This window comes from Paraburkholderia sp. BGA-UO-ETr-F21, from assembly GCF_059567925.1.
Genome location: NZ_JCAQOY010000038.1, coordinates 12891 through 31065 on the forward strand (window position 1 = coordinate 12891; position 18175 = coordinate 31065).

Below are 18175 nucleotides of genomic sequence, written 5' to 3' on the forward strand. Positions count from 1 at the left end.
TCATTCATGAACCCATTCGAGCGGGCACGTACCGAAGCCAATAAGCTCCGGCAGCAATTGTTGACGCACTGTGCGACAGGTCTGCCAGGCAGCCTTGAGCTACTTTCGTTCGTAGAGGACGAGCTTGAACTGTGTATTGAGAAGGTCCCGGCAAGCTATGCCGCGCTTGGCGGTGGCGGTGCTGTCCTGCGGAGAAAAGAATGCTTCATCTACGTCCGGAATACAGTCAGTGACGATGAATATGCGTATCTGGTCGCACACGAACTAGGACATTGGAAACTCGACGCTGACAAACCAGAGTTGACCATTGCTGACATCAAAGCGCTATTGGGAAGCGAAGGGACGCCGGCAGCAATAAAGGTTGAAGCTTATGGTGCCCGCGAGCGTCAGGAGCTGCAGGCAAATGTCTTCGCCCGGGAGTTGCTGCTGCCTCGAGAGGTAGCAGCAACTCTGTGGAATCAAGGGCACGGCCCTCGTGAGATTGCACAGAATCTTGTGCTTCCCTTGGAGTTGGTCAGGCAGCAGATGCTGGACGGCGTTTTGCTTCCTAAGGCAGCGACGGCTGCGCCTCGCGATTTGCCCGCTCCCAGCCCAGACCAAAAGGCGGCTGCGGAGGCTCCAGAGAGATTTGTGAATGTTGTTGCTGGTCCAGGAACTGGCAAGACGACCACACTGGTTCACAGAGTCAAATACCTGATTGAGCAGCAGAATGTAGACCCCAGTCGCATTCTGGTTCTCACGTTCACAAACAAAGCAGCTTTTGAACTCGTTGAGAGGCTTCGTGTCGCAGGTATAGAGCGCGCCGCTGATATCTGGGCGGGGACGTTCCATGCATTTGGTCTCGAGTTCCTCCGAAAATACCATCAACATTTCGGCCTTGACCAGGATGTGCTCGTTGCGGACAAGTTGCACGAGGTAACGCTTCTTGTGCGCAATCTACCATCTGTCGATTTGCAGTATTACCTGCGAGTCGAGGACCCTTATGAGTGGCTTCAGGCGGTCCTCAAATGCATCCAGCGACTCAAGGAAGAGCTTGTTAGTCCGGACGAGTATAGAAAGAGACTGAAGGCGCTTGAACCTGCTCCAGAGGAGCTTGAGCGCGAACGCGAGGACATCGCTACGCTGTATGAGCTCCATGAGCGTGTGCTCTCGGAGGCGCGAATGGTCGACTTTGTCGACTTGGTTGCCACGCCTGCGCTGCGGATTCGAGATGACAGAGATAGCGTTGCTGAGTTTGCAAACCACTTCGAACACGTGCTCGTAGACGAATATCAAGACGTCACCGAAGCGATGGTGATGCTGGTGCGTCAGCTTGCTTTGCGAGCAAAATCGCTATGGGTAGTGGGTGACGTTCGTCAGGCGATACATCACTGGCGAGGTGCGTCAGTACGAAGCCTGATGAAGTTCGAACAGTCATTTAAGGCAAACGGTGATACGTCCAGTGCGAAAAAATACTCGCTCGACTCAAACCGAAGAAGCTCGCAGGAAATTCTAGACCTGTTCTCCGAAGCTGGCCGGGTTCACACATTGCAGGCCCAACTGCCGCTAGACGAAATGACCGCAGTCAAAGGTCAGAGCTCATTCTTACCTCAACTGATTTCGTGCGACGAGAGAACGGATATCGCCGAGGCGATTGCGCAGGAAGTATTGAAGCAAAACGACGAAGGCGAAGGTATAGCGTTTCGACATCACGCAATTCTCTGCAAGCGTACTGCTGATGTTGAATTCATGTCGGACTATCTTCGTCGGTCCAACATTCCTGTCTTGCACATTGGGGAGTTGGCGCAGCGTCCTGAAGTAAAGCGCATGGTTTGCCTTATGCAGTTGTTTTGTGAAAGGGAGCCTCGAGCGCTGGTTGGCTTGGCAAACATCCCGGGTCTCTCGATGCCGTGGGGGGACATTCAAAAACTGCTCGAACTCTCGCACGGCAATGTCGCGTGGCAGAGAGGTCGGTGGCTCGGAAAGACGTTTGAGGGAATGTCAGCGATGGGATGCGCGGCCAGTGAGAACCTGGCTGCATTGCTGCGTGGCATCACCCGCAACACCAATCCATGGCAATTCGTCTGTGATTTGCTCCTGGAACGTCGGTTTAATGCTCCCCATCCTGATGACGGTTCTCTCGAAGCGCAGACTATTCGGATTGCCCTTTGGCAATTTGCTTACTCCGTTCGAAATGGAGACGGAGACGTTCGACAGGCTCGTTTATCGCGGTTTTTACTGCGGCAGCAGTTGCGACAACGCATTGGCGAGACGTATTCAGACAGAGAGCTTCCACCAGAAGCTTCTGAGATGGATGCGGTACGTCTGCTCACTGTCCACGGCAGCAAAGGACTAGAATTTACGTCGGTCCACGTTGGCTATGTGGACCCGGCGTTTTTTGGGTCCGAACTGCCGAGATGGGGAGCGTCTGAGCCGATTACCCACCTCGTTCCTCCGGCGGTGTTGGGCAGCTCAGATGAAGAGTTCGCCTTCGAGTCGGCGATTGAGAGAAACAATCTCTTCTACGTCGCATTGTCTCGAGCCAAGCTCCGCCTTCAACTTTACGAAAGCGGCGTTAGCAAATCGAGCGAGAGACTGGCGCAGATTCGTAATTGCAAGCAATACTATCAACGAACAAAGTTTGATTCGGGCATTGCACCTGCCGTGGTTAAGTCAGCCACAGGTGCAATTGGGACACATCCGCCGAAGTGTGTTTCGTTGGTTGAGTTTGAAGCTTATATCCGTTGTCCTTTGCAGCATCATTACCGCTATAACCTCGGGCTTAGACGTGAGCAGGACACGGACGTTTCAATACGGGCCCGTTGGGCCGTAATGGAGACGCTCCAAACCATCGCTCAAGGCAGTGCTACGCCGAAGGATGCGTTTGCTGCCGCTTGGGACGGCCACCTGCTCCCTTCGAAAACAGAGGACGCTGGACTCCACCGGGACGCCGTCATTGCGTGTCGCCGGGGGCTGGATGTTCTTCGGCGCAACGAGGGACTGTTACGCGATTCGCTCGTCGCGAGAATCGGCGGAATTGAAGTGAAGCTGCCTTGGGTGATTGAGAATTCTGGGCCGGAATACCACCTGATTCGATTTTCGGCCCGGGGGGCCGACAAGGCAAAAGATACGCTGAGGCCGATGCTTCTCGACCTTGTCGACGCGCAATCGGGGCCGATGGTGCTTCACACGTTGGTTGCGGAGAAAGAAATCGACGTCGAACTGAGCAAAGCGCCCACCCGTACCGGGGCATATAAGGCTGCTCTGCGCCTTGATGAAAACGACCGCAGCGCAAAGCCCGGCAGACATTGCGGGCGTTGTGCATACCTTGGCATGTGTCCGGTAGTGCCGGTTTAAGTTAGCGTCAGTGAGCTTTGCCGAATCGGGCAGTCGGCGGGGCCTCCAATACTGGCTTCCGCTGGTTACCCCTTTCCGTCGTACATAGTGGATTGCGTGGGGCCGCCGGACCTGAGCCGCCTTTCGGAGCTCGGTGGACGAATGGCCCCAAGAGGGCTGCTAAGCCCTCGATTTTAGGTTTGTCGTCGAGCCGTAGTCGCAACCCGTTGCTTCATGGGTGAAATCGCTCCTTCGAGTCGGGGGGGCAGCCCCGGAGCACATTTCCGATGAGTGGAGCACTACTCTGGCTCGCATCGATTGCAGGTGCTGCTCTGCCTGTTCACGCTTCTCGCCGGCACCCCCGTCTCCACTGAAAATCAGTTCCTCCTGTGCCGTCGCAGGCGCAGCCGGACGACTATCGAGCGGAGCCGGGGCCTAACGTCCTAGCATGTCCGCTGCTTTCTCGATACCCAGTTACCGAATCCAAGCGGCATTCGTTGCGGGAATGCAACATTATTTTGTGTATGCATGAGCCCGATAATTCGATAATTACAAATTATGACGTCGTTTATAAAAATGTTATCAACGCTCATTGATATTGGTGTCGAGCTGGTATTTCATTGAATTCAATATAAATATATCTCTAGTGTTTTCAATTGGCAGATGTTTTCAAATCAGTTTCTTGTCTTGCCGGTTTGTTTTCAATGCGAGACATAGGCGTCGTCTCAGCATTTGCGTGATTTTTTAACCACTGTAATTTCGCGGAGGTAAGGATTAACATGGTCTTTATCTCACTTGCGTAAGTGTAGTTGTGAATGCAGCGATTTATATTGATGGAGAGTATCTTGTACGACTTTGAAATGGAGCGGAAAATTACTGCGTCCAAGGACATGAGGAAATTGCAATTCGATAAATTCGAGAGCGAGAGGCTTAATGATGCGCAGGATATAGTCCTCGGAGACATCCGGAAATCAGTCGAATGTGAGCAAAGCTGCCACGGGATGGCCGCTCACGTCAATGGAAAACCGGCGGTCGAACGATGGTTTGCTTCTCTGCACCTAGCGCTGAGCGCTCGCAGTGACGGCTGGCGAAAATCGGGAGGCCCGCATAGTGGCTAAACGCAGATACGGAATCGATAGCGCCAAGCGTGAACGGTACATCCGCGAGGGACGCGGGACGGGGACTGGAGCCGACTACAAGCCGTGGCTTACGATTCAGGACGTTCCCAGTGAAGGTCGTGTTCATCGTCCGTTCGGATGGACCACGAAGAGAGTTCATCATCTACTCTCTGACATCGAGTACCGCCACTTTCTACTGCTTGATTGGGCAGAAGCGGTGACCGATATTCGGGAGCAGTTTCCTCTTGATTTGGAGCGGACGCAGACTATTGCCGAAGAGGCAGGTATTGCCCATCCACGTGAGCCGGGTACGGGGCACATCCAGGTCATGACCACCGATTTTCTGTGTGTGGTCGAAAACGCGGGAGGGAGACGGCTATTCGCCTGGGCGATTAAACCAGCAGCGAAACTCGATGACCCTCGGGTCGTGGAGAAGCTTGAAATTGAGCGGCGATACTGGAAGGCCCAAGGCGATATCGAATGGCACATTAGCACCGAGCGGGAACTGGACTCGGACCGTGTCGAAGCGTTGGACTGGATGTACGGATGTTGGGACCTTGAGGATATCAAGGAGCCACGATACGGCTTTATCGACGACGCGAAATTCAGGATTGCGTCGGCTGTCAGCTCCGACGCTTATCGCTCTATGCCGTTAAACGATGCGTGCAATGAACTCGACGCTCGATGCAATTGCGCGGAGGGTACGCATCTGATGGTTGCGCGACACCTGCTCGCACGTCGGGTCCTGGTTTCGTCCGCTCAAACGAAGCTATGGCAAGCCGAGATGGGAACGCTTAGTCTCCGCGAGAAGGCATTTCACGCAGTGACGGCCGGAAGCAGCGAAGGTGCTACCGCTCGCCACGCGGCGTAGGAGCACTCTTGACATTCCTACGAAACGAGCTGGTTAGCTTGGTCGAGCCCGGCATCCGCATGCGGGTGCTCTGGGTTTCTTCGTCAGCCGATGCCCTTGTCGCAATCGACGTTGATGCCAAACGGACGATGCCCCAGTGGGTGAAGCGGTCAGAGTGGGAGGGTCTTCGCGATGATGGACGATTAGAGCTACTTGTCGACGACCCATATATTCGACTGCCAGTCGAAGAGGCGATTAGCAACGCTTCTCGGGACCGACGAGACCGCGCGTGGGCATGCGTTGCTGGGATGGTCTGCGACGAACCAGCTGTGTTTGCTTCGGATACTCGTGCAAAAATGATTGCGAGCGCAGCCACCGTCCATGGTGTTCATCCGGATACTGTGCGTAACTGGTTGCTTGATTACTGGAAGCGGGGAATGACCCGCAATGCCCTACTCAGCGATTGGGACAGGTGCGGCGGCCTAGGAAAAGACAAGGCAACCAGTGACGTGAAGCGAGGGCGACCACGTTCCATCAGTCCTGGAACAGGAATGAACGTCGACGAGGAGGTCAGGAGGATATTCGAGGTGGTAATTAAAAACTACTACCTTAAAAATCCGAAGGCGACCTTGCGTGGGGTCTACCGTACGATGCTACGGAAATTTTTCTCCGACTGCGTCGCGGAAGAGGGAGGACGACTCATTCTTCGTGACGTAGACCGCATTCCCTCATATCGGAGCTTCGATTACTGGTTTCGGAAAACGAGGAATCTACGGCAAGAAGTAGTTGCGCGAAAAGGGAGAAAGTTTTGGGAGAAGACGCTCCGTCCGCTTCTTGGAAATTCGACTAATGAGGCAATCGGACCGGGTTTTCGCTACCAGATAGATGCGACTATCGCTGACGTATATCTTGTGTCGAAGGCGAGCCCGAAGGACATCATTGGTCGTCCTGTGTTGTATGTTGTTATCGATGTGTGGTCTCGCATGATTGCCGGCATATATGTAGGCGTCGAAAAGGCTTCCTGGGCGGCGGCGATGATGGCGTTGCTCAATGCCGGCTCGAACAAAGTGGAATTTTGTGCGCAATATGGAATCGAGATTGAGTCGGAGCAGTGGCCTTGCGAAAGTTTGAGTAGTGTTCTTCTGGGTGACCGGGGTGAGCTGGAATCGAAGCTCGCGGAAAGGTTGTCGAATGTCCTTCACGTTAAGGTCGAGAATACACCGCCTTACCGCGCAGACTGGAAGGGTATCGTTGAGCGCAATTTTCGTTCACTGCATACGAAGTTTGCGCCTCTGGTCGACGGCTATATCGATGTTGACTATCATGAGCGTGGAGGTCGCGACTATCGGCTTGACGCAACGCTGACCCTCGACGACTTTCTCCGCGTAATTATCCACTCAGTTCTCGAGCACAATGCTTCCATCATCGATGGTTATCCGCTGACGCTAGAAATGTCGCGTGACGGCGTCGTGCCGTCGCCGAACGAACTTTGGAAATGGGGCATTAAAAAGCGTTCGGGCTCTCTTAAAAGATTCGACCGTGACACGCTGCGGTTCGCCTTGATGCATACGGCGAAGGCCACTGTTACAGCCTCCGGAATTGAGTTTCATTCGCGACACTATTTGTCTCAATACGCGTTAGAGCAGGGGTGGTTTTCGAAGGCTCGGCGCGACGGTAAATGGAAGGTTGATATTTCGTATGACCCTAGAAATCTGGATGAAATTCTCTTGCACGACCCACGCGATAGAAGGCTATTCAAGGTCTGCCGCCTTTCAACCAAGGACGCGGAGCAATATGGGCTGTCGCTTCAGGAATTGCTCAGCGTGCAAAGAAGGTCACGGCGGAGAGAGGCCGAAGCGGAACACGGCATTCTTGAAGAGAAAATCAATCGCGAAGAAGAGATTTCTCGCATTGTCGAGGGGGCAAGGAATAGGAAGGAGCAGTCGGGCCTAGACAAACGTAGCAAGGCAGAGCGTACTGGAAACATAAAAGGTAACGGCGAGCGTGAGAGAAGTGCGCAGCGAAAAACGGAGAGTTTTACTTTCGGCCAGTCTGATTGCGTCACATCCGACAACGTCGTGCCAATTCCGCAGCTATCAAAGGCGAGCTATGCGATGCCTTCCATATTTGAACTCTCTGATGACGAATAGCATATGAAAGAAGCATCTTTCGAGCTGGGTCCGCTGCGGAATTGCGCCGCTGTCGAAGCGCAATATCTTCCAGCAACACTCCCGGAGTACGCAGGAAATCCGTTTATTGAAGCGCTACCCGCAATGGCTTCGCAGAAACTCTTGCTTCAAACGCTGCAGGAATTTCCACCGTATGATGAATCTGAGCGTAATCTTCCCCGGGCTATGCGCGGCCAGATGATTTGGCGGCTGTTCGACTTCTTCCAGCCGCTCGGACGACACATAGACATTGGTATGCGCATCGACATGATGATGCGGGCCGGATATCGTAAGCGAAATCCGAAGACGCCAGAACTCAGGGCGCGTATGCAGAAAATCTATCGGATGAGTCAGGGAGAGGTTTTTGATGGAAGTCTTCTTGCAAGCCCGGCACCCTCTATGTCCATGTCGCTCATCGGCGTGTCAGGGACCGGAAAAACCCGCACCCTTAAGCGAAGTCTCGCCCGATATCCTCAGGTCATATGGCATCCAGAACACCAGATTTATCAGATTCCATGGATTATCGTTGAATGCCCGCACGACGGTAGTGTGAAGCAGCTCTGTCTGTCTTTTTTTAAGAACGTTGACAAGGTTCTCGGGACTGAATACGCACGCCGCTTCGGTGGTCGGGGGGTAACGACCGAGCAACGGCTGCTTGAGGTTGCCCAGATTGCGCGTCTTCACGCCATCGGTCTCATCGTTTTCGACGAGCTTCAACATATCCGCCCCGCTGGCCAGCAAGGTGTCGAGAAAATGCTCAATTTCTTTGTGACCCTAGTTAATCTGTCTGAGGCACCTATTGTTCTTGTCGGGACGATGTCTGCACAACATTTGTTGCAGGTCGATTTTCGTCAAGCAAGACGAGGGGCCGGAATGGGGGCGCTAATCTGGCCTCGGTTCGAGCGTGACAAAGAGTGGGATTATTTGATGAAAGCATTGTGGCGTTATCAGTGGACAACGCATATAACCGATTTCACTACCGAGGTGGCCGACGTTCTTTATGAGCGTACTCAAGGCGTCGCAGACCTGGCAGTGAAACTCTACGTGCTTTCGCAGTACCGGGCCATGGCCAACAAAGTGGAGGCAGTCACGCCGGAGCTGATGAACGAGGTAGCGGACGAGGAGTTCAAGTTGTTGAAGCCAATGTTGGATGCATTGAAGTCGGGAGACATTCTGAGTATCGCCAAGTTCGATGACCTGCGGCCCTTGGATTTCGAGCAGCAATTGGCGCGTGAGCAACTGGTCCTGCAGGACAGGGTTGACGTCATCGAATTGCGTCGCGCGGTCGAGGATGACGAAAAGCTGCGCCGGAGCAAGATGGTCCAATTGATGAAAGATGCGGGGATGGATGCAGCGAGTGCAGAGTTGGCGGCCAATGTCGTTTTTGGCGCGTCTGAAAGAGGCTGCAAAGATGCACAAGTCGAATTGCGGACGAGAGAGCCGTCCACAGGCCGGGCGAGCTCAAGGGCGAGTAGGAAGAAAGCTGCTTCCAACATGGACTGTTTACCACCGGATGATTTGCGGCGCATCGCGTGGACGGTTGGGAGCGCCGGCGTGGCATATGACGCATTCGCGAAAGCTGGAGCAGTAGTTGGGCCTTATGCGTTATTCGACGCTTGACGGAAATGGCTCGTTGCTAGGCGCTCCCGCACGCGAGAGTGGTAACCGTAGACAGTACCGTTACCTAAATGCTTCCACAACATATCTCTCGCAGTTCACTCACTATCCTCGAGATTTTGGAGTTTGTGGATGATTGGCTATTTTCCACCGTTCTACGAAGACGAACTTTTTTGCAGCGCAATTGTTCGCCATCATCGCCATACGATGGCCAGGTCGTGGATTGAGACCTTGCGAGATGTGTATGGTCCGATTGCTCGTCATGTTCCCGTTGAGTTCCCTCTCCGTCTACGGGAATTTAAGAGATGTGTTGGGGAATTGGTCCCTGAAACAGTCGACGAGATTGTGTGGAATAGAACACTTCTACCCTACTACGCAGCGTTCGTAGGTCCGGACCGCCAGCAGGAATTGGCGGATTTGATGATGCGCGAGGACGCATTACGAGGGAGTATATATAGCCGATTGGGATTGGCTTTTTGCGGCATTCCTATGCCCAAGTATATGCGGACTTGTCGAGCCTGTCTTGATGAGGATGCGAAAATTAGGGGCGAGACGTATTGGCGTCGTTCGCATCAATTGCAAGGCGTGCATTTTTGTGCTCGGCATGCAGAAATCCTTGTTGAAACGGATATCGAGATTCGACCCGTTCATGGGCATCAGTCTGAGCTGCATGGCGCAGATTTAAACATGAGAACACGACCTTATTTGCCTGGGATATCAGGAAGCGAACAGGCGCGGCTATTGCGTATCTCTGAACTCGGCGTTGCCTTGCTCCAGGATAGGTTCTCCGGTACGTTGAGTGAGCAGCGAGTTTTGTGTCTTGACAGACTGCACCGTGCTGGTTTCATGAAGAATAGCTATTTGCTTGACGGACTGAAATTGGATGGTGAATTTAAAAATTTCTACGGGGATAAGTTGCTAGAACTGCTTCACTGTACATTCGAAGCGGGGGATGTCAAAAATTGGGTAAGAACAAATGTGAAAATTGGTAGAAGGGACCATCATTCTTTGCGGCGGGTTTTAGTAGCTTACTTTCTTGGCGATTGTGTGGTGACAAATCCTAGCGAGGTAGTAATTTGTAGCGGTCCTTGGCGTTGTAAAAATCGAGCCGCCGACCATTTTGGTACACCAACCATAACAAGCTATACGACTGTCAAACATCAAAGATTCGGGCGAGCAGGACGTTTTCTTTGCGGATGCGGCTACGAGTTCACAGCTCGCTTGAATGATGTCGACGCCGATGGGCAGCCAATCAAGTTGACGGTCACTAGATGCGGCGACATTTTTGTCAATAAAGTGCACGAGCTTTTCGCTAAGGGATATTCTCGGGCGGCTATCTCCCGCCTTTTGGAGATTAATCCAACGCGTGTTGGAACGATACTTCGTGGTAGCGGAGACCGTCGTAGTTTCGCAGGAACACCCGAATTAGCAGCGAAGATGCGCTTTAGCAAAGCAGCTCATGTCTCACGGGCAACTACCAGCCCTAAAACGAGGAAAGTGGATTGGGTCTCGCGTGATTTGCACATTAGCAAGCAGGTACGTTTGGCGGCGGAGAGCATTTTAGCTGACGAACCGCCGCAGCGAGTGACGAGAATGGCCATCGAGAGGCTTGTTGGCATCCGCTCCTTGAACGTATTCCTCCGCGCTCAAAAGCTTCCTAAAACGGCGAGAGAGCTGAGTCTGGTTACAGAGACCGTTGAGGCTTTTCAGTGTCGGCGCGCGAAATGGACATACGAGCACTGGCCGCCAGAGATTCCCCTCACGGCGTCGAGATTGCGTGTGAGCTCGAGTGCTCCGCCGCGCGAAACTTCGCTGGTTGTTGATGAATTTATTGAAAGACTTGTATGCAATGCGAAGGAGAACTAGCTCGTGGCGAGAATGCCGTGTTAGCGAGGCCGTGTAGGCTCGGCCGGATGAAAACTTTGTTGTTGCAGTTTTCGAACTCCGGTACGCTGGACCTGCTAGCAACTGAAAACATCTCTTGGTCGCAACGAGGCTCCCGGCGAGTACTATCAATAGGTTAGTCGCCGTAAGCGTGAGGACTTTTTTGTAACCCTACAGGCGGACGGCTTTCGAATCAAGCCTTCGTTCTTAAAGTAGAGCTTTTTCGTGCGGCGGTCCGGAACTCCTCGGCGCCGCGTGCGGTACTTCGCCGGGAAATCGGCGTTGTACCGTCATTTCCCGCTAGTCGCCGATCTCTGAGCACCTCCGTTTCTCGCGGAGAGCCCCGGCGCGGACGAAGCGACGGCCACGCCCGCTAGCCTTGCACGCTTCGACTCTCGACCGTCCGTGTAGTCATAGCAAATGGGTGATGCGGCGATAGCGCCTGGCCGCTATCGGCAGACGGTAGCGGGAGCCGGCCTTTGGGCGCAGCAGTTTTGCCGGCCGCATGCCGGTTTGATTTTCTTCCATTCGCATTGCATGAACAGAAACTTCTCAATTTTGAGAAGATTTCTTTGTTATAAATTAAATGCGCTATTTACTTTTAGATTGGGAATAATCTGCATTTTAATTGGATTTTTCATCCAATAATATTTTCTATCTTTAATGTAAAAATGTACAAATTTGACAATTCTATACTGTGAATTTCATCTGGCATTTTATAAACTAGCGCGAAGCGCCGATGCGCTGTCATTGAATAAGATGAGGCCTTATGGGCGCGCGAGACATAATCAGGATGCTATCCGGAGGCCTGATTCAACAGGGCCGACTGTTAAAACTGGACACGCCGGTTGGCGACAACGTCTTGCTGCCGCAGCGCGTCGTGGCTCGTTCGAGGCTTGGCCGCCAATATGACTTCACAGTAGATGTCATTTCAACATCCGCTGGTATTGAACTCAAGGGACTGATTGCGCAGTCCGTTACCTTATGGGTCCAGCAGAGTGATGCATCTTATTTACCGCATCACGGTTATGTTCACACCGCGCGCCGACTCGGTTCAGATAGCGGACTAACCAGCTATCAAATCGTATTTGCGCCATGGTTGCATTTCCTGCGTTTCCGTCAAGACGCGCGAATCTGGCAGGATAAATCGGCCGATGAGATATTGACCGATGTATTCAAGATGCATCCACAGGCGCGAGGCGCTTTTCGCTTTGATTTGCAAAAGCAGCTTGCTTCGCGCTCCTTTTGTGTCCAGTACGAAGATGACTGGAGTTTCGTTCATCGCCTGATGGAGGCGGAGGGGCTGTACGGCTATTTCGAACAGGCGACGGACGGCCAGTCGCACACGTTGGTCATCGTGAACAGTACGTTTTCACTGCCGGCGCTGTCACCGCGGACCGTGTCGTTCTATCGTGCCGACACATGCAGCGAGGCGGACGGGTTTGTGCAGTGGGGCGGTACGCGCACTCTGCAGAGCAGTGCGCTGACGACCCGCACGTTCGATTACAAGTCACCGTCACCTACAGCCAGTCCGAAGGGTACAAGTATTTCCACGCTGCACGGTCAGGGTAACCTGCCCCGGCAGACGGAGGTGTATGAATACACGGGCGCATACACGTTTGGCGAGCAGGAGCGCGGCGATCAACTGTCCAAAGTGCGCATGGAGGAATGGGAGTCGCAGGCAAAGCGCTTCTACGGCGCCGGAGCGGTTCGGCGAGTGGATGTCGGCCGGTGGTTTGAACTGACCGACCATCCCGAGCACGACGGGGACAGCGAGCATGACCGGCAGTTCGCGATCATCGAGACGGCCTGGTTCATTGAGAACAACTTACCGGTGTCCAGCTACGGGCCTGACTTTCCGCATAGCCTGAAGCATGAGCTTGCGGCGAAGCGCGCCGCGCCCGCTGTCACAGGTCAGACGCACATCGTCCGTCATGCCGACGGGAGCGTAGGATTCTTTCTGATCGAAATCGAAGCCCAGCGCCGCGCCGTTCCCTATCACAGTCCCCTGGAGCACCACAAACCCGTCATGTATCTGCAGACGGCGACAGTGGCGGGGCCGGCGAATGAGGAGGTCCACACCGACGCGCTCAACCGGATCAAGGTGCGCATGCACTGGGACCGGCTGAACGATGGCGACGAGAAAGCGTCATGCTGGGTGCGGGCCGCCTATTCAGACACCGGCGGGGGATATGGTGCGGTTCATATTCCGCGCATTGGCGAAGAGGTCATCATTGACTGGGTGGGCGGCGACTGCGACCGCCCGATTGTGACGGGGCGCGTGTACAACGGTGCCACCAAGCCGCAATGGCATTCGAATGGACTGCTCTCAGGTTACCGGTCCAAAGAATACCAGGGCAGCGGTTATAACGAGCTTGTCATGGATGACGCGACCGGTCAGAACCGCACCCGCCTACATTCGTCCAGCACCAACGCATACCTGCAACTGGGCTATCTCATCGAGCAGACGGGCAACATCCGGGGTCGGTATCTCGGCAATGGCTTCGAGCTGAAGTCCGATGCCTACGGCGCTATCAGCGCCGGAAAGGGACTGTACCTCTCGACGCACCCCGCCACCGGGAGCACGGCTCAGCAGCTCGAAGTCAGGCAGGCACAACAACAGCTCGTCAATACGGAAAGCGTGCTTGAAGTGTTGTCTGAAGCCAGCGCCACCCATCAGGCGGGGAGCCTGAAGGACGGCTACGACGCGCTGAAGGCATTCACCGAGGCCACGCAGGGCAGCATTTCAGGCGCAACCTCGGGCGGCCGGACGGCAGGCGGCGGTACGGGCAATGCGAATGCGTTCGGACAACCTGTCATGCTCTTCGCCAGCCCATCCGGCATCGCGCTGTCGACGCAGCAAACTGCTCACGTCGCCGCTGACGAGCAATTGAATATCGTGAGCGGCCAGAGCGCCCATATTGCGACCGGCAGGTCGCTTATCGCGAGCGTTGCCCAGAGCATCAGTCTCTTTGCGCAGAACGCCGGCATGAAACTCTTCGCCGCGAAGGGCAACGTCGAGATTCGGGCGCACGCCGACAATGTCGAATTGACGGCGCAGAAGACGGTGAAGCTGTTGTCCGCGACCGAAAAGATCGAAATTGCGGCGAAGCAGGAGATCCTCCTGACCTCAGGCGGTGCTCACATTCGCATCGCCGGCGGAAACATCGAAATTCACGCTCCGGGAAAGATCGACATCAAAGGCAGCCAGCATTCGTTGAGTGGACCCACGCAGTCCAGCTACGACCTGCCAGTTCTGCCGAACGGGGACCTGCACAACAAGCTTGAACTGAATCTCGCCGACGATTCGCTGAGGCCCGTGCCGAATGCGCCGTACAAGGTGATGTTCGAAAACGGCGGGGTCATGTCTGGCAAGCTCGATGCAAATGGCTATGCGGTGCTGCACGATGTACCACCCGGCCCCGTGAAAGCATTCTTCGGTGAAGATGCACGTCCCTTCACCTGGGCACCTCTTCCGGAGGCAAAGGACCTCGGGCCGGACGACGTTCTGAAGGAACTCCACGCAGCGGGTCATGACGAAATTACTCACGACAATCTCGCGAGTCTCTTTAACCGTTTCTCTGGCCGTCCGGACCTGCAATGAGCGATAACGACCAACAGGCGATTGAGGACGCGGTTGAGCAGATTGTCCTGTCGATGGCTTCGAATGCGTTCCCGCTCTTCTACGTCGCACAGAACGTGTATGACACAAGCGGGAGTGTCTGGACGGCGTGGAATAGTCGGGACAGCACCGACGAGATGGTCAAGGTCGAAGCATGCATTGACCTCGTGTTTGCCGTGGTCGGATGGGTGCCTGTGGTCGGCGCCGGCGTGAAGCGCACGTTCCGTCTCGTCAATCACAAGTCCGACATCTACGGCCCTCTCCTTTTCGACATCCTGCGACTGGTTCTGCAGCGTGCAGGGGTTCAAACGAGCCCTGAAGAATTGGTCGACAAGCTGTTCGACGCGTCGGTCCTCATGACTGTGTTGACTGGTGCCCGTGAGCACACCGAAAAGTCATGGTTGTTTAAGGAAATGCCCGTCGCGGCGCAGGCCACCTTCAGGCAGGCGCTCGTGTGGGTCAAGACAAATCTGCCGTACTGGCTGACGCAATTCCTCGAGCGCAAGCTCCTCCACTGGAAGAAGAAGCAGCCGAACTCGTCGGCGGAGACGACGCTCGAGCGCCGTAGAGAAACGCAGAAGCCGGGCAAGGTGGGGGTCGAGGCCGAACAGGGACATAACCGGCCGTCCGCATCGTCGAGTCCGGGTGTCGTGAACGCGAAGCTCGCGGTGGCCGACATCACAAACGGCATTACCGGCATCCTCGGCGAGCACATCGCCGACTATTATTGCTATGAGAAACTTGGTTGGGGCAGCGGCTGGGAAACACACGACCAGGGCCTGATGGGCCGGTGGTCGCGCGAACCTGGCGCCGAGACGCCAGGCAAGTTGAATGACCACGGCAAGCTGAACAAGCTCTTTGACCTGCGCCCTCGAGGTAAAGGCATCGACGGAGTCTGGCGCGCGAAACCGGCGAGCAACGAGGGCAAGCCCTATGCCATTGTCGAGGCGAAGTCATCCAAGGTAGACCGGCCGTTAAAGAATCCGGACGGCAAGCGGAACATCACGCCGAAGCTTGGAACCGCCATGTCTCGCGTAAAGAATGTGGTGCGTCCCGACGCGGAGGAGTTGCTGGAGCCGCCAGCCGCGCAGACAGCATCCGCCGTTTCTGCCGGGTCCGGCAAGCCGTCTGGCGGAAAACGTCCTCCTGGCAAGCAGACTCCTGCGCCGACAGACCGGGTTGGCAATACAACGCCAGATGTTCGCGGCGGTGGTGGTGTCATTGTACAAATGAGCGATGACTGGATTCGTCAGAATTTGTCCAGCGCGGTGGGCGATGTACTTTCTAGAGAGATTCAGTCGTCAGGATATGCACGACATATCCTCTATGTTCCGTTTCACCTGCCCAGCGCGGTTGCCCACGAAACTGCGTTGTTTCAGGGCGACGAGCACGGGCATCATGACCACGACGTCCCGGCAACGCACCACTATCGTGACGAGGAAGTTGCCGTTGCGGTCAAGCGGAAAGCGATGGCGGTGAACAACAGAACTTTGTGAGTGCACGTATGGATGATTTTTCGACAAGTCGACGACAGCGCTTTCTGAGTGAAAAGTACTTTCGCTGGTTGAAGGACTTTCTCAGAGAGTCGGTCGATTACTGGAGCCAAACACTTCCTGCCAATGGGACTGAGTCGGAGCGGCGTGCGGGTGCAGCTTGGTCGCGCGCCTCGGACAGACTCAGGGGGCTACTGCTCCGATACACCGGCGGCGAAGACATTCAGCCAATGCGGACGGAACTGGAAGATGTTGTGGGCGCCTATGAAGAGTACACGGCGTTGCGCCGAATTGCGGATGATGATTCGACGTCTCCCCCGTTCATGTTCGGCGAAATCGGAGATTATGAACAGGCCATGCAATTAATCGGCTTGAGTTACCTTCTCCATCGGCGAGACTTGTTGCCGAGAATAACCGGGATGTTGGACCCGTCGTATTGCGCGCAGGATACTTTGTACGAGGACCTTCTCGCCTATGGCATCGAAGGACGATTCGATGTGGATAAGTGGTTTCAGGATAAACCGTATCGCACGCTCATCAACAGTTTCTATCGCGATACAGACGGCGAAAGCATTGCAGATATCTCGACATATCTTGACGACTGGTACCCGGCCTTGAAGGATGCTCCCGGCTACCGAGATGGCTATCTGAACCAGTCTGGAACTGGTGGGAGCTACGTTGGCTACTGGGCGATGGAGGCTGCCGCAGCAGCATATCTGCTCGAACTCGACGACACCTCGTTTCGCGACCATCTTCTGTATCCGAAGGATTTGGTGAACTTCGCGCGTGAATTCGACGCACGCCAGCACTCTCGGCCGGCCGCGCTGACCGGGCCTGTGTCTGTACGTACCGGACAGGTTTGCCCCGAAACCGGTATCTGGAAGGCACACGGCCACAATGTGCCGGGTGTGCTAGTGCAGAAGGGAGACCGCATGCCTGAGGTCTTCGCGCCGGATGCACACGGCGCACTACGACCGCAGCCCGCTCTCTGGGAATTCGAGCGTAAGGCGTAAATCACCGCTTGAAAGTGCGAGAGAACATAGTCATCCGGACCACGGGGCCCCTTCGACGCACCATTCCCATGATGCGGAAGTGCCAGCACAGCACAGCACAGCACAGCACAGCACAACACAACGCCTAATAGCAACTCCTCACCGCGAATCCACCATCAACACCTCTTCCCGCAGCCACCCCGACAACGCCTGCACATGTTCGAGCCCCACGTGCCGCTGCGGAATATCGAGCCAGTACCCGAACGGCCCGCTCACTTCAACATCCGAAAACTGCGCGAGACTGCCGTCCGCCAATTCTTCCACAATCATGTTCCGGTCCACGACCGCCAGGCCCGCGCCTTTGCTCGCCGCGCGAATCGCCTGCTCGAGTGTCGAGAACTCGATGCCGTTGTCCGCGTAACGCGCGGGCCTGCCCGCCTTGGCGAGCCAGTTCGGCCACAGGTCGAGCCGCGCGTCGTTGTGCAGCACATGCAACGCCGGCATGCGTTCGAGCAGCGCGTCGAGCGGTTGATCAAGCAGGCGAGGTGTGCCCACGAGCACATGGCGCTCGGTCATCAGCAATTCGGAATGCCCGTCCGGCAGCGCGTGCCGGCCGAAGCGGATCTGACAGTGAAAGTCGCCGTGCGCTTCCGTGCGAACCGACAGTTCGACGTCGGGCAACTCCACCGCGAGCGAACCGAGCTTCGGCGAAAACCATTGCGTGGCGAAAGTGGGCGGTACGGCGAGTACGAGGCGCCGCCGCCCCTTGGCCACCGAAATCTGACGAAAGCCGCGCTCGATCGTATCGAAAGCTTCGGACAGGCACGGCAGCAATTGCAGGCCGGCTTGCGTCAGACGAATGCCCTTGTGGTCGCGCTCGAACAGTTTCGCGCCGAGCGATTCTTCGAGCAGCTTGATTTGCCGGCTCACGGCGCCTTGGGTTACGCACAGTGCAATGGCCGCGCGATTGAAACTCATGTGACGGGCCGTCTCTTCAAAGAAGCGCAACGCGATCAGCGATGGCAAGCGCCGCATAAATCACCTTCTCTTGCTTTTAGTCGTCCACAGTCCGGCCGGCGGATATCGGGCGGAACGGCGGATCGAGTTCGTGGTGCG

The 18175-nt window shown here is 55.3% G+C and carries 10 protein-coding genes; 9 read left to right on the plus strand and 1 reads right to left on the minus strand.

Features of this window, described 5'->3' with window-relative positions; all coding sequences use genetic code 11:
• Positions 1–6: 6 nt before the first annotated feature.
• The 9 genes from AC57B1_RS28300 (at position 7) to AC57B1_RS28340 (ending at position 17080) form a co-directional block, all read left to right on the plus strand.
• On the plus strand, positions 7–3336 hold the full coding sequence (locus AC57B1_RS28300) for a UvrD-helicase domain-containing protein (RefSeq protein ID WP_496419347.1): 3330 nt from the start codon (positions 7–9) through the stop codon (positions 3334–3336).
• Between the two features lie 824 nt (positions 3337–4160).
• Positions 4161–4433, plus strand: a complete 273-nt coding sequence (locus AC57B1_RS28305; RefSeq protein WP_496419348.1) for a hypothetical protein — start codon at positions 4161–4163, stop codon at positions 4431–4433.
• The gene (locus AC57B1_RS28310) at positions 4426–5304 is read left to right on the plus strand and encodes a TnsA endonuclease N-terminal domain-containing protein (protein ID WP_496419349.1); all 879 of its coding nucleotides are present in this window, start codon (positions 4426–4428) and stop codon (positions 5302–5304) included. The genes AC57B1_RS28305 and AC57B1_RS28310 overlap by 8 nt, the downstream gene beginning before the upstream one ends.
• Positions 5305–5312: 8 nt before the next feature.
• A complete protein-coding gene (locus AC57B1_RS28315; protein ID WP_496419350.1) occupies positions 5313–7433 on the plus strand; it encodes a TnsB C-terminal domain-containing protein in 2121 nt (706 codons plus the stop codon).
• A gap of 3 nt (positions 7434–7436) precedes the next feature.
• On the plus strand, positions 7437–9071 hold the full coding sequence (locus AC57B1_RS28320; RefSeq protein ID WP_496419351.1) for an ATP-binding protein: 1635 nt from the start codon (positions 7437–7439) through the stop codon (positions 9069–9071).
• A 129-nt stretch (positions 9072–9200) separates the two neighbouring features.
• Complete coding sequence (locus AC57B1_RS28325) at positions 9201–10934, plus strand: TnsD family Tn7-like transposition protein (protein WP_496419352.1); 1734 nt, start codon at positions 9201–9203, stop codon at positions 10932–10934.
• Positions 10935–11721: 787 nt separating this feature from the next.
• On the plus strand, positions 11722–14556 hold the full coding sequence (locus tag AC57B1_RS28330) for a type VI secretion system Vgr family protein (RefSeq protein ID WP_496419353.1): 2835 nt from the start codon (positions 11722–11724) through the stop codon (positions 14554–14556).
• Positions 14553–16070 carry a hypothetical protein gene (locus AC57B1_RS28335; RefSeq protein ID WP_496419354.1) on the plus strand — a complete coding sequence of 506 codons (1518 nt, stop codon included), beginning with the start codon at positions 14553–14555 and terminating at the stop codon, positions 16068–16070. The genes AC57B1_RS28330 and AC57B1_RS28335 overlap by 4 nt, the downstream gene beginning before the upstream one ends.
• A gap of 8 nt (positions 16071–16078) precedes the next feature.
• On the plus strand, positions 16079–17080 hold the full coding sequence (locus AC57B1_RS28340) for a PoNe immunity protein domain-containing protein (protein WP_496419355.1): 1002 nt from the start codon (positions 16079–16081) through the stop codon (positions 17078–17080).
• A gap of 138 nt (positions 17081–17218) precedes the next feature.
• Here AC57B1_RS28340 and AC57B1_RS28345 read toward each other — a convergent pair whose 3' ends face one another.
• Positions 17219–18094 carry a LysR family transcriptional regulator gene (locus AC57B1_RS28345; protein WP_496419356.1) on the minus strand — a complete coding sequence of 292 codons (876 nt, stop codon included), beginning with the start codon at positions 18092–18094 and terminating at the stop codon, positions 17219–17221.
• Between the last annotated feature and the right edge of the window lie 81 nt (positions 18095–18175).

Excerpts from the sequence above, each read along its gene's own strand:
- AC57B1_RS28320 (WP_496419351.1), top strand. The coding sequence starts at position 7,437 with ATGAAAGAAGCATCTTTCGAGCTGGGTCCGCTGCGGAATTGCGCCGCT.
- AC57B1_RS28345 (WP_496419356.1), bottom strand. The coding sequence starts at position 18,094 with ATGCGGCGCTTGCCATCGCTGATCGCGTTGCGCTTCTTTGAAGAGACG.
- AC57B1_RS28325 (WP_496419352.1), top strand. The coding sequence starts at position 9,201 with ATGATTGGCTATTTTCCACCGTTCTACGAAGACGAACTTTTTTGCAGC.
- AC57B1_RS28340 (WP_496419355.1), top strand. The coding sequence starts at position 16,079 with ATGGATGATTTTTCGACAAGTCGACGACAGCGCTTTCTGAGTGAAAAG.
- AC57B1_RS28335 (WP_496419354.1), top strand. The coding sequence starts at position 14,553 with ATGAGCGATAACGACCAACAGGCGATTGAGGACGCGGTTGAGCAGATT.
- AC57B1_RS28300 (WP_496419347.1), top strand. The coding sequence starts at position 7 with ATGAACCCATTCGAGCGGGCACGTACCGAAGCCAATAAGCTCCGGCAG.
- AC57B1_RS28330 (WP_496419353.1), top strand. The coding sequence starts at position 11,722 with ATGGGCGCGCGAGACATAATCAGGATGCTATCCGGAGGCCTGATTCAA.